This is a genomic window from Leucogemmata humicola (genome assembly GCF_055379415.1).
Window position 1 is genome coordinate 1,713,466 of the sequence record NZ_AP040875.1, and the last position, 12,860, is coordinate 1,726,325.

10 protein-coding genes are annotated in these 12,860 nt (G+C 63.2%); 4 read left to right on the forward strand and 6 right to left on the reverse strand.

Features of this window, described 5'->3' with window-relative positions:
• The first annotated feature begins 15 nt into the window (after positions 1-15).
• A complete protein-coding gene (locus AC6H4Z_RS07000) occupies positions 16-1,158 on the forward strand; it encodes a hypothetical protein (protein ID WP_497546031.1) in 1,143 nt (380 codons plus the stop codon).
• Between the two features lie 18 nt (positions 1,159-1,176).
• Positions 1,177-3,852 (forward strand): polyphosphate kinase 1, encoded by a 2,676-nt coding sequence (ppk1, locus tag AC6H4Z_RS07005; RefSeq protein WP_497546032.1) that lies wholly within the window; start codon positions 1,177-1,179, stop codon positions 3,850-3,852.
• Here the strand turns inward: ppk1 and AC6H4Z_RS07010 are convergent.
• Positions 3,849-6,596 (reverse strand): ABC transporter permease, encoded by a 2,748-nt coding sequence (locus AC6H4Z_RS07010; protein WP_497546033.1) that lies wholly within the window; start codon positions 6,594-6,596, stop codon positions 3,849-3,851. The genes ppk1 and AC6H4Z_RS07010 overlap by 4 nt on opposite strands.
• 4 nt (positions 6,597-6,600) lie before the next feature.
• Entirely contained in the window at positions 6,601-6,948 is a 348-nt protein-coding gene (locus AC6H4Z_RS07015; protein ID WP_497546034.1) for a PadR family transcriptional regulator, read from the reverse strand.
• Positions 6,949-7,291: 343 nt separating this feature from the next.
• Between AC6H4Z_RS07015 and AC6H4Z_RS07020 the strand changes: the two genes are divergently transcribed.
• Complete coding sequence (locus AC6H4Z_RS07020; protein ID WP_497546035.1) at positions 7,292-8,380, forward strand: sensor histidine kinase; 1,089 nt, start codon at positions 7,292-7,294, stop codon at positions 8,378-8,380.
• Here AC6H4Z_RS07020 and mgtE read toward each other — a convergent pair.
• The 3 genes from mgtE to AC6H4Z_RS07035 all read right to left on the reverse strand — a co-directional run bounded on the left by mgtE (position 8,373) and on the right by AC6H4Z_RS07035 (position 10,881).
• Positions 8,373-9,770: a magnesium transporter gene (gene mgtE / locus AC6H4Z_RS07025; RefSeq protein ID WP_497546036.1), complete on the reverse strand. Its 1,398-nt coding sequence runs from the start codon at positions 9,768-9,770 to the stop codon at positions 8,373-8,375. The genes AC6H4Z_RS07020 and mgtE overlap by 8 nt on opposite strands.
• 97 nt (positions 9,771-9,867) lie before the next feature.
• Positions 9,868-10,521 (reverse strand): TetR/AcrR family transcriptional regulator, encoded by a 654-nt coding sequence (locus AC6H4Z_RS07030; RefSeq protein WP_497546037.1) that lies wholly within the window; start codon positions 10,519-10,521, stop codon positions 9,868-9,870.
• A 36-nt stretch (positions 10,522-10,557) separates the two neighbouring features.
• A complete protein-coding gene (locus tag AC6H4Z_RS07035; RefSeq protein ID WP_497546038.1) occupies positions 10,558-10,881 on the reverse strand; it encodes a hypothetical protein in 324 nt (107 codons plus the stop codon).
• Between the two features lie 323 nt (positions 10,882-11,204).
• Between AC6H4Z_RS07035 and AC6H4Z_RS07040 the strand changes: the two genes are divergently transcribed.
• On the forward strand, positions 11,205-11,888 hold the full coding sequence (locus tag AC6H4Z_RS07040) for an alpha/beta hydrolase (RefSeq protein ID WP_497546039.1): 684 nt from the start codon (positions 11,205-11,207) through the stop codon (positions 11,886-11,888).
• Here the strand turns inward: AC6H4Z_RS07040 and AC6H4Z_RS07045 are convergent.
• Entirely contained in the window at positions 11,885-12,850 is a 966-nt protein-coding gene (locus AC6H4Z_RS07045) for an SDR family oxidoreductase (protein ID WP_497546040.1), read from the reverse strand. The genes AC6H4Z_RS07040 and AC6H4Z_RS07045 overlap by 4 nt on opposite strands.
• Positions 12,851-12,860 lie beyond the last annotated feature (10 nt).

Sequence of the window (12,860 nt, forward strand, 5' to 3'; positions counted from 1 at the left end):
ACCTGGCGAGCGGCTATGCGCATTCAGCGGTGGTTCGGGCTATCGAGGTTTGTTCTCGTGACGGCGTGCCTCGGCGCGTCGCATCTCGCGAACGCGCAGGCCAAGCCGCCGGCAAAGGGCAAGCCGGCAAAAGACAGCGCGGCCGCACGAGCCAAGGTGGTGAAGGACAGCACGCGCGCGATCAAGGACAGCGGTGTGGTCCTGGCCTTCTTTCGCAGCGAGGCGCCGATCTCCGTCACGCTCACGACGAACATCAAACGCTTTCGCGGCGACAAGGGCGAAGACGCACCTTGGCGCGCAGCAACGTGGACGTTCGCGGGTACCGACGGCGCGCCGGTTGTGCTGCCGGTGCGCATCAAGACGCGTGGAATCTGGCGTCTCAAAACCTGCGAGTTCCCGCCGACACGCCTGAACTTCACGAGCGAAGAGGTCAAGAAGACGCCCTTCAAAGGCCTCGATAAGCCGAAGCTCGTGAACTATTGCCGCAACAACGACGAATACGAGCGGTACGTCTTGCAAGAGATGCAGCTCTATCGCGTCTATCACACGTTGACGCCGGTGGGCCATCTCGTCCGGCTGCTCAAGTTGACGTACGCCGACAGCGCGAGCGGTAAGACCGAGGCGACTCGATATGCGTTCATTCAAGAAGAGCCGGAAGCCGTCGCGCGCCGAATAGGCGGCCGTGCGCTCAAGCTCGCGGGTGCGATGCCCGACGACCTCGAGGCCGACGACGATCTCATTTTCGGGCTGTTCCAGTACATGATCGGCAACACCGATTTCGGAATCAGCGCGCTGCACAACGTGGAGCTCGTTGGCCTGCGGTCGGGCGGCTACATCCCGATCGCCCACGATTTCGATTTTTCTGGTGCAGTCAACGCGCGATACGCGACGGTCGATCCCAAACTCTCGGTGCACAACGTGCGCGATCGTTTGTATCGCGGTTACTGCGTGCCGCCTGCCACGTATGCCAAGATCGTCGCCCTCTTCAACGCGAAGAAGGATTCGATCTACGCGCTCTACCGTGATCCGATCGGCAAGCTCTTGCCGGCCGACGCCTCTTTTGAAACGCTCAAGTACTTCGATGAATTCTACAGAGTGATCAACGATCCAAAGGCGTTGAAGCGAGAGATCATCGACCAGTGCATGAAGCCGACGTGAGCAGTTCCCGCGCGTGACATGACCGGTTTTCGCTGCGAACTGTTGTCGGCGGACCAACTCGCGGCGCTGGCGTCTGGGCCGTTGCCAAACGGCCTCGCGGCGAGCGAGGCGCGACGCGAGCATCACCGCGATCTGTATCTCGACACGTCCGATGACTCGTTGAGGCGACGGGGCATCGTGTGCCGTCTGCGAACCACCGCTGACGGTCGCGGTGCGTTTCTGCTAGACCTGGGCGGATCGAACGGGCATGGCCGCATCGAAGCGGCGACTAACGGCGGCGACGTCCGCGAGGTTCTTGGCGGCGACAGCGCGGTCGTCCGTCGCTTGCGCGGTGTGATCGATCCCGCTTCCCTCGAGGTGCGTGTGGATCTCGAGGTCGATCGTCTCTCCCGTTCAGCAGCGCGCGACTGGCTCGGCCGGCCACGACTCGATCTGCATCTCGACCGGATAACCGTTCGTCGAGGCGCGAACGGGCCGTCGTCCAGCTATTTCCAGATGTGCGCGCACCAACGTCGTGGCGACGGCGACGAACTGCGCGAGTTCGTTCGTGCGCTCGAGGAGGGCCACGGCGTTCGGTCGTCGGCCATGGGCGCGCGCGAACGCGCGGAGTTGGCGCTGAAATGGGCGCGACTCGACAACGGCGTACAGCGAAGTCCGCGTTCAGACCGACTCTATCGCACGACAGGAATGCGGTCGCTCGACGCATCGCCGCAATTCTTCAACTCCGAGCTTAGCCTGCTGTCCTTTCAGGACCGCGTGCTCTCGCTCGCCGAAGATCCGGCAACGCCGCTCGCCGAGCGGTTGCGGTTCGTGGCCATCGTTGGTGCGAACGTCGACGAGTTCTTCATGGTTCGAATGGCCGGACTCTCGGCGGCGGCGAGCGAAGCAAACGAAGAGCAGAGCGGTGACGGACTGACACCCGGTGACCAACTCGCCGCGATCCACGCCGCTGTTCACGATATCTCCACGCGGCAAGCCGCATGTCTCGCCCAGTGTATCGGGTTGTTGGCCCAGCGTGGATTGCGATTCAGGAACTGGGCCGATCTCACGGAGCCGCAGCAGGAGTCGCTGACAGCGCGCTTTCGCGACGTGATTCAGCCGCTGCTTACGCCGTTCGCGATGACGCTGAGTCCCGGCCATCCTCTTCCGCGGCTCGCGCATCTGTCGTTGGCGATTGCGACGATCGTTCGCAATCGTGCCGGCGGACCGCCTCGCTTCGCCGAGTTGGAACTGCCGTCGAGCGTTCCGCGTTTCCTCGAAGTCGACGATGATCCCGGTGCGGTAATCGCACTCGAGGAGGTCGTGCGATGGAATCTGGCGTCGCTCTATCCTGAGTCGCGCCTCGAACAGGCGTTCGTCTTTCGCGTGACGCGCAGCGCGGAACTCGATCTCGACGAAGCGCACGCGGATGACCTGCTCGACGAAGTTGCCCGCGCCGCCGCACAGCGAGGGCAGGGAATCGCCGTGCGTCTCGAAGTCGAGCGCAGTATGCCAGGAATACTTCGCGCGCTGCTGTTGGAGAATCTTCGACGCGAACTTCCGCCAGACGCGGTACCGCTCGTGTCCGATGTCGAGGAGGTCGACGGCCTGCTCGATCTCTCAGCACTGGCGCGGCTGCCGGTGCCTGCGGATCCGGCGCTACGGTTCGCGCCGTTTGCGGCGACGGATCCGTTCGCCGATGCACCGTCCGTGTTCGCCGCGGTTCGGCGCGGCGACATTCTCGTGCATCATCCGTATGAATCGTTCGCGGCATCGGTGACGCGCTTCGTGCGCGACGCAGCGGACGACGATGACGTGATGGCGATCAAGATGACGCTATATCGCGTCGGCAATCCGTCGCCCATCGCCGACGCCCTACTCAACGCCGCTCGGCGCGGCAAGGCAGTGACCGTCTTCGTCGAGCTGAAGGCGCGCTTTGATGAAAGTGTGAACGTGGCCTGGGCACGGTCGCTCGAAGCCGCCGGTGGCCACGTCGTTCGCGGACTGGTTGGCTTCAAGAATCACGCGAAGGTGGCGCTCGTCGTGCGTCGAGAGGAGAACGGTTCGACGCTGCGTCGGTATGCGCACATCGGCACCGGTAATTACAATGCGCGATCGGGCGAGCAGTACACGGACCTGAGTCTGTTCACGACGGCCGACGACATCACGTCCGATGTGGCGGATCTGTTCAACGATCTCACTGGGTCGTCCGAGCCGCCGCAACGAGCGTCGCGTGCACTCCTGGTGGCGCCGCACCATCTGCTGCCAGGCATTCTCGAGCAGATCGATCGCGAGGCGGCCCACGCGCGCGCGGGACGCCCGGCACATATCACGGCCAAGTTCAACGGACTGTCTGATCCAGACGTGGTTCGTGCACTCTACGGTGCGTCACGCGACGGCGTACAGGTCGATCTCATCGTGCGCGGAATCTGCACGCTGGTGCCGGGCGTCGCCGGACGCTCCGATCGCATCCGCGTTGTCTCGGCGGTGGGCCGGTTTCTCGAACACTCACGCGTCTATCGCTTCGCCAACGGCGGCGACGCGAAATACTTCATCGGGTCGGCCGACTTGCGGCCAAGAAATCTGCGTCGCCGAGTCGAGCTACTCGTGCCAATTCGCACCGAGCCACACCGCGTCGTTCTCGACGATTTGCTGTCGCGATATCTGAACGATCCGGCGGTGTGGCGGCTGGGGCCCGCGGGGTACTCGCGCTAATCGGCGCGCAGGGCGACGATCGGTGAAACGCGCGACGCGCGTAGCGCTGGAACGAGCACGGCAATCACGGCGCTGATGGCGAGCACGCTCACCGCCGCGATGATCGACAGCGGATCGAGCGCGTCGACGCCGTGCAACTGCGTTCGCAGCAACCGCGTCGACGCCAACGCGAACGGCAGTCCGAGCGCCAAACCGATCCCGACGACGCGGAGGGCGTCGACGAGCACCATTCGGAGCACATCGGCACGCTGCGCACCCAATGCCACGCGTAGTCCGATCTCGCCGGTGCGACGCGTGATCGCGTAGGTCATCACACCATACAGGCCGATTCCAGCGAGCAATAGCGCGAGTGTTCCGAATGCTGTCGCGAGTTGCGCGACAAGGCGCTCCTGCGCGATTGACTGCTTCATCAGCCTCGGAAGCGGATCGATTCCGTCGATAGCCAGCGACGGATCGACAGCCACGATTGCTCGGCGAACATCCTGTACGAGGGCCGACGGGTCCTGCTTCGTACGGACCTCGAACCGGAGCGAGCCTGGCGGACCGATCGCCGAGTCGTGGTGCACGTACGGGAAGTACGCGCGCCGGGACGGCGTGGCGTCGAGCTCGTGATCGCGAGTGTCCGCGAGGACACCGACGATCTGGATCGTGATCGAGTCCTGGGTGTGAAGGTACTTTCCGATCGCGCTCTCATTAGGAAAGTAGAACTTCGCCAGTGATTGATTCACCACGGCGACGCGGGCGAGATGACCTTCATCTGCGGGGCGGAGGTCGCGTCCCGCGAGCAGGTGGCCACCAATGGCATTCACGTAACCCGGGCTCACCTGGTCGTAGGCCATGGACGTGTCGCCAACGCTCTTGGCAATGAAGCCAGGTACCGTGACGGACATTCCCGACTCGGTCCCTGAGAAAATACCATTTTCCGAATAGCCCACCGCCGCGACGCCGGGAATCTGCGTCAGGCGATCCTGTAGCTGATGCACGAGTGCCGCCCATCGATCAGGCGTATAGCCACGCGCACCGATGTCGACGTCGGCGATGATCAGGTGGTCGCGATCCATCCCCACGTCGATCGACTGAACATTGCGCAGGCTACGGACGAGCATTGCCGCACCGACGAGAAGCACGACGGAGAGCGCAACCTGTCCCACGATGAGCAGCTTGCCGAGCGGTGCGCGTTGTCCGCGGGCGCCGAGCGCGCTGCCGGTAACCGAGTGCGCGTTGGCGCGCATGGTCGTTGCTAGATCGACGCGCGAGGCGCGCAACGCGGGCACGAGTCCGAAGAGCAACACCGCGAGCACCGAAAGCACGAGCGTAAAACCGAGCACCCACAGATCTGTGCCGAGGTCGAGCGACGCAGCGCCACCTCCGCCCGCCAGCACCAAGAGACCGCGACTGCCCCACCAAGCCACGATCATTCCCGTTGCAGCGCCGACACCAGCCAGGACGACGCTTTCCGTCAGCAGCTGACGAACGAGTCGTGCGCGATTGGCGCCGAGTGCGAGGCGGACCGCCATTTCGCGCCCGCGAGCAATGGAGCGTGCGAGCAGCAGGTTGGCGACATTCGCGCAGATGATGCACAGCAGCAGGCCAACGCCCATCATGAGCGTGAACAGTGGAGCCTGGAAGGTCTGGCGCACGCGCGAGAGACCTTTGGCGCCTGAAGAGAAGTAGTATTCTGGCGACGACGCGATAAAGTCCTGTCCACTCGAGCCCGTTGTATTCGCGATGATCGATTGCCGCATCGTCGCTGTGAGCTCCTGCTTCGCTCGCGCGAGCGTTGCGCCGGGAACGAGGCGTCCGAGTCCAACCAGAAAGCTCGTCTGGCGATCGTTGAGCACGCGCTGATTCGGATGCAGCGCATCCAGCATGCTCACCGGCAGCCACATGTCGGGCGACATGCCCACCACTTCGCCGGTGAACGACGGAGGCGTGATGCCGATGATCGTCATCTTCAGGTCGTTGATGATGACGGTGCGGCCAACGACGTTCGCGTCATTCTTGAACCGTCGCGTCCAGTAGCCATCGCTGATCACGACCATCGGGGCGTCACCGATGACGCGGTCCTCCGTGCCGTTGAAGACGCGTCCACGCGCGGCGCGAATGCCGAGTACGGAGAAATAGTTCGCGGTCACCATGCGACCGCGCGGGTGTTCGATTCCGGCACCGGAATCGTCGATGCGAACGTCGAGTCGCCCGGTGCGGCCTGTCGCAACGAGGCCGCTGAATACCTGATTATGATCGCGAAGATCGCGATACAGAGGATACGACAGCATGTCCGTGCGCGGAGAACCCTGGGACATGGAGTTCACACGGTTCGGAGTACCGATGATCACCAGTTGCTCGGGGTGACTCACGGGCAGCTGCCGAATCAAGACGGCATTGATCAGCGTGAAGATCGCCGTGTTCGCTCCGATGCCGAGGGCGAGTGCGCCGACGATGATCGCGGTGAATCCGATGTTCCGTCGCAGCGTGCGTACGGCGTATACGACGTCCTGTTGCAACTCGCCGATCACATTCGCTCTCTGCATCGCTCGCTCTCGTTGTTCATCCATGGAGACGCAGTCCTCGCGGACCGCGCCGATATCGCCGAACTGTCGCAGCGCTTCCTGTCGCGCTCGCTCTGGGTCCCAGCCCGCGGCGATGAGACGCTGCGTTCGCATCTCGAGATGGAACGTCAGTTCGTCGTCGACTTCCTGAGTGATTTGCTTGCCGCCAAAGGGCAGCCGAAACACGCGTCGCACTGGCTTAAGCGGGGCTTGGCGACGCGGCGCCGAGCGCCTTGCCAACGGCGCGCGCGTAGCGTTCCCACGAGGAGACCTCAGTACGCAGTTCGGCGCGTCCGGTGCGACTCAACTGGTAGTACTTCGCGCGCCGGTTGTTCTCCGAGTAGCCCCAATCGCCGACGAGCCATCCGTTCCGCTCGAGCCTGTGGAGGGCGGTGTACAGCGGGCCCTCTTCAACGAGGAGCTCACCATCCGTGACGGTGTGAATCCACTCGGCCACGGCGTACCCGTGGCGTGGCCCCCAACTGACCGCCTTGAGGATGAGCACGTCGAGCGTGCCCCGGAGCAAACCACCGTCCCGATCCAACATTCGAGCGTCCCCCTCTGTGATAGAGGGGAACGTAGGAATGCGCACAGGCGCGGGCAAGGGCCGTGGTCGCTCGCGGAGCGCGGGCGTGATGTTAGGGCTTGCTGATGGGGTGTTACGGCTGAGATTGTCTAAATACTCGCACTTCCCTCATCGGGCACGGTGTCTCAGTTTCTAGCCCGTGAGCGCGGATCAGGTTTCTTCACCGTCGTCGAAGCCGACAGCGGATCGGTCATCAATCAGCGACCCTCTCGACGGGTCTGTTGATTTTGAACGCGCACATTTCGGCGACTCCACTGCGATCGCTCTCGCGCGCCTTCGCGTCGCGCAGTTGCAAGGTCTCACGATGTCGCTGGCCAAGGCCACGGCCATCGATGAAGTCCTCGCGATCGTCGTGCGTGACATGTCCGCCACGTTCGGTGCCAACGTCACCATCGTTGCGCGCGTCGCGATCAACGGAACGGAACTGGAAGTTGTCGCGGGCATCGATCCGCGCGAACTTCCAGCCGAACACTACGAGTTTGCGTTGGACTTGGGCGAACGCCGTGTCGCGGGCGCGATACGCGTCGCGCCTCTGGAGCTGCGCCCGCTCGACGCCGATGATCGCGCTCTCGCCGTCGCGATGGCGACCGAGTGCGCGGTGGCCATCGAGCGCACGCTTCTCGTCGACTACGTCCGTCGTGCGCGATCTGAAGTCGACGCGGCGCGCCTGGCGGCAGAAGACGCGCATCGTTCGCGGAGCGACTTCCTCGCCGTGATGAGCCACGAGCTGCGAACGCCGTTGAATGCCATCGCCGGCTATGCAGAGTTGATCGAGATTGGCGTGCACGGACCGATCAACGCTGAGCAACGCGACGCCGTTCAGCGTCTACAGCGCAGCCAGCGACACTTGCTCGGCTTGATCAACGGCATGTTGAACTACGCGAGAGTCGAGGCGGGCGGCGTGCACTACGATGTGACATCTGTTCCGCTCGATGACGTCCTGGCTAGTTGTGTCACGCTGGTCGCACAGCAGGCGCGGTCGAAGGGCCAGCACGTATCGTTCGCACCGAACAGCGATCGCGTGATTGTGAAAGGCGATCGCGACCGCATCGAGCAGGTGTTGCTCAATCTGCTGTCGAACGCCGTGAAGTTTACGGAAGACGGCGGATCGATTTCCATTCGGTACGGCGCCGCCAACGACATTGCGACGATTGAGATCGTCGACACCGGCCGCGGTCTAGCGGAGAATCAGTTCGAGCGCGTATTCGAGCCGTTCGTTCAGGTCGACGCGCGCCTGACTCGCGCGCATGGCGGCGTTGGACTCGGTCTCTCGATCAGTCGCGGCTTGGCGCGCGGGATGGGCGGCGACATCACGATCGAAAGCGCAATCGGTGTGGGAAGCACCTTCCGATTCACGCTCCCAGTCGCGCCGCCGCCCGCCGCCCTCAATTGAGTAGCGTCCCGCGCAAGAAGATCAGCGCGACGCTGAAGTAGATCACCAGTCCGGTCACGTCGACAAGCGTCGCCACGAATGGCGCTGAGGCGCTCGCCGGGTCAAAGCCCAGCCGCTTGAGAAGGAAGGGCAGCATCGACCCGGCTAACGATCCAAAAGCAACGATGCCAACGAGCGCCACGCCAACGGTCACGGCCAAAATCGTGTGATGCGGACCGTAGTCGAACAGGCCGAGTGCTTGCCACAGTTCTATGCGTACGAACCCGATGATACCGAGAATCATGCCGAGCGTGATGCCGGTCGGGAGCTCGCGGAGCGCAATGCGCCACCAATCGGAAACGCGAACCTCGCGGAGCGCCAATGAGCGAATGATCAACGACGTCGCCTGCGAGCCGGAGTTGCCGCCAGAGCTCATGACGAGCGGAATGAACATCGCCAGCACAACTGCCTTCGAGATCTCGCCCTCGAAGCGCTGCATCGCCGTGGCAGTGAGCATTTCGGACAGAAAGAGCGCGCATAGCCAGCCCGCGCGCTTCTTGATCATGCGTGTAAACGGAATCGACGGATATGGCTCGTCGAGAGCCTCCATACCGCCGAATTTCTGGACGTCTTCGGTCACCTCGCGCACGAGGGTGTCGATGACGTCGTCAACGGTGACAATGCCGAGTACGCGCTTGTTCTCGTCGACAACAGGCAGCGCGAGGATGTTGTACTTCGAGATTACTCGCGCGACGTCTTCGCGATCGGTCTTTGGCTTGACGGTGAGTGGCGTGCGACGGTCGCTCGCCTGCGCCACGGGAATGCTCCGGTCGGCGACCATGAGCTCGCGCAGCGATACCACATGCAACAGTGCGCCGGTGTCTGGATCGGTGATATAAATCGCGTACACCGTTTCTTTCGCGCGGCCAACAACACTGATGTGTCGAAGGGTCTGTTCGACAGTCCAGTTGGCGGGAACGCTGACGAATTCCGTCGTCATGATGCCGCCGGCGCAGTCCGGTGCGTATTTGAGCAGATCCTTCAACGCCGCGCGCGTGTCTTCGTCGAGCGCCTTGAGCAAACGTGGGCGGTCGGCCTCAGGCAGTTCACGGAATAGATCGGCGCGCTGGTCGGCCGACATGGCTTCGATGAGCTCCGACGCCATCGGGTCGTGTACTAACCGAAGAATTTCAGCTCGATGATGCGCCAGCTCGGGTTCGTCGAACACCTGAACGGCGAGATCAAACGGCAAAGCACCGAGAATCTTTGCGGCGATGTCCGGCGTGAGCGTGAGCAGGGCTTCGGCAATGTCGGCAGCGCGGAATGTTCTCGCAGCCAACGCCAAATCTTCCGGCTCTCCATGCAGCAGATACAACAGCTCGGGGGCGGAACTCTTCGTAGCAGTCGTCATGTCAGCACCAAGGGGCGGCGGCGTGCGGTCGACCGAGTGTTGGCCGGACGCGAAGCAGCCTTCTATTTACCCCAGCCCGTGGTGTGTCGGTAGCTATTTATCGGCTGCGTCGAGCTACTTTGCGCTGCGACGTGCCCCCGCCGAGCCCGCGCGCGCGCCGTGGGCGCTGTGACGTGCGCAGCGGTGTTAGCAATGTCTCGATATCTCGGCCGACGAAGGGCATGACTCGTCCGTCGCGATTGATCGCCCACGTGAGCAACGACCCACTGGCAACCGCTTGCACAGCGTACGCGACGCGTCGGACGTCGCACTCAGCAAGCTCACCGGCGTCGATTGCATCGCGCAGGAGTGCTTCATAGCCCGCGAGTAGGCGCTGCAGCTGGGCGAGAGCAGGTCGTCGAAAGTCCGGATCGCTGAGATCGATTTGCAGGAACGCCAGGTGATTCACCAGCTCATTCGGCGAACGAACCCCCTGTGCCACGGCGGTCGCCACCGAGATCAGCGCAGCGAGCGGCGACGAGTGCGATGCACGTGCGGCGACGAACCGGTCGTCCACCATTCCCGGGCCTTGCCGAACGAACGCCAGCAGGAGTTGCCTCTTCGATCCAAAACGCTGAACGAGCGCCGCGGCGGAGAGTCCGACTTGGTTCGCGACGTCGGCGAGCGTCAGACGAGTGGGCCCGATTCGCGTGATCGCGAGGCCTGTCGCCGTGAAGATGCGTTCGTCGCTAACTGTACGCGGGCGTGACATGGTGCTGACGACTGCCCTCGATGACGCGATGGACGGCTAGTCCACCCACATCAAGTGAACGTTCATCAAGTACCGCACCCACGACGACCTTTCGACATCGCGCCGCTGACGGCGCGGCTCACCGAATGGATCGCTATCATCGCAACCCATGTCGGCCGGGACAGAGGAACGTCCCCCAGGCCCCAGGCGGTCGAGGAGCGAAACAGGGTCGTGGTTTCTTGCGCTCGACGCCGTCTCGCGTGGGGCGGCGGTGCCCTCACCGAGCGGCGGTGCACCCAATGGGAGTACGCGTTCGACCAACGCGCGCCGATGAAGCAGCACGCGATGCACTCGCACCTGATTGTCAGTGGAGGTATTCATGGTCGAACCGAGCGAAGCGCTGCGGAGCTCAACGTGCGGTCTGTCTGGCGACATATTCCGAGCCCAAGACATCCCGTGTGCGTTCCGGCGGCGGAACGACCGATGCGGCTGGCCACCTGCATCAGCAAGCTACGTGCACTGCAACATCGTGTTACATCTTGGGGAGATAAACGCCCCGTTCGATCGTCCAACCCCCATTTTGCGCCCTCGAGCGCGGTCAACCTGTCCGATACCCGACTGCGCACGATTCGACGTTGCGGCGCGAACGCCACACTATGCATCGATGCCGCGCCGTTGCAACGCGCGTTTGCTGAGCCACTTCAATGAAACAACTCTCATTGGTTCACCTCGTTCGGCAGCCGGCGCCCGATCCAGCTCGCGGGAAGCCGCCATTGCTGCTCCTGCTGCACGGGATCGGAAGTAATGAACTCGCAATGTCGGCGCTCTGGGACCGTTTCGACCGGCGCTTCCTCGTGATCAGTGCGCGTTCACCAATCCAGCTCAAGCCGTCGTCGTTCGCCTGGTTCCACGCGCGCTTCACTGCCGAAGGCCCGGTGATCGACCAGGACGAAGCCGAAGCGGGATGGGAGCAACTCATTGCCTTCGTCGACAAAGCGGTCGAGGCATACGGCGCCGATCCGGCGCGCGTGTACCTCGCGGGCTTTAGTCAGGGGGCAATCATGTCGCTTGCGGCGCTGCTCACTGCGCCCGAGCGCATCGCCGGCGTGGCCGCCATGAGCGGAAGACTTCTCCCTGAGGTCCTGCCACATGCCGTTTCGCCTGCTCGGCTCCGTGGACGTCCCGTGCTCATTCTCCATGGCACGGCCGACGATCGCTTGGGTATTGGATACGCGCGATCCGCCCGGGAGGAGCTCGCACGATTGGGTGTCGACGTGACGTATCACGAGCTCGACATCGGTCACACGACGACCGACGACAGCGTCGGCCTCGCGTCGACGTGGCTATCGTCCCGACTCGATGGAGCGGAGAGTATTAGCGAACGCTAACGACCGAGCGTTTCTTGATCGGCGATGATGCGATCGTAGAGACGGTCGAGTTCCGGGTCGAATGCGCTGCTCTGCGGTGGGTGCGCCTTCGCCACGCGTCGCATTCCCTCCCACGGATCGATCGGACAGTCGAAATCTCCGACGACGCTCTTGACCTTGCTGTTGTCGAAGATCACCGACGCCGACTTGTCACCGAGCAGCGGACCCTCCCACTCGGCGTGATACCTGACGAGCGTATCGCTCGCGACGTGCACGATCGTGCGCTTCGCGACTCCGAGCGCGGACGCAATCGCCTCAAAGATCTCGTTCCACGACCAGCTGCGATCGTTCGTGATGTGAAATGCGTCGCCGAGCGCGTGAGCGTTACCAAGCAACCGCGCGAAGGGACGCGCGAAATCCTCGGCGTGTGTGATCGTCCAGAGCGACTCACCGTCGCCGTGCAGGATGACGGGCTTGCCGCGCATCATCCGCGACACCTCGCCGCCCAGAGGCGTGGGCATGCGCGTGCGGTAGGTGTGGCTCGGACGGACGATCGTGTACGGAAGTCGGTCCTGCGACTGCAGCATCCGCTCCATTTCTGCTTTGTCGCGCGAGTACGCCCAGTGCGGATTGTCGAGCGGCGTAGCTTCGGTGATCGGCAGATTCCGCACTGGCTTCTTATAGGCCGATGCGGAGCTGATGAAGACGTACTGGCCGCAGTGACCCGTGAACAGCGCGATGTCGCGCGCGATCGCTGCCGGCGTGAACAGCCGGAACTGGCAGACCACGTCGAAGTTCTGTCGTACGGCTTGGGCGTAGGCCGCATCATCTTCGACGTCGCCGACGATGAAACGGACACCGTCAGGGAGCCCGGCGTTGTTCCGGCCACGGTTGAACACTGTGACCTCGTGCCCGAGTCTGATCGTCTCTCGGATGCAATCGAAGCTGATTTCGCCGGATCCACCTACGTACAGAATCCGCATTGCAGGGTGC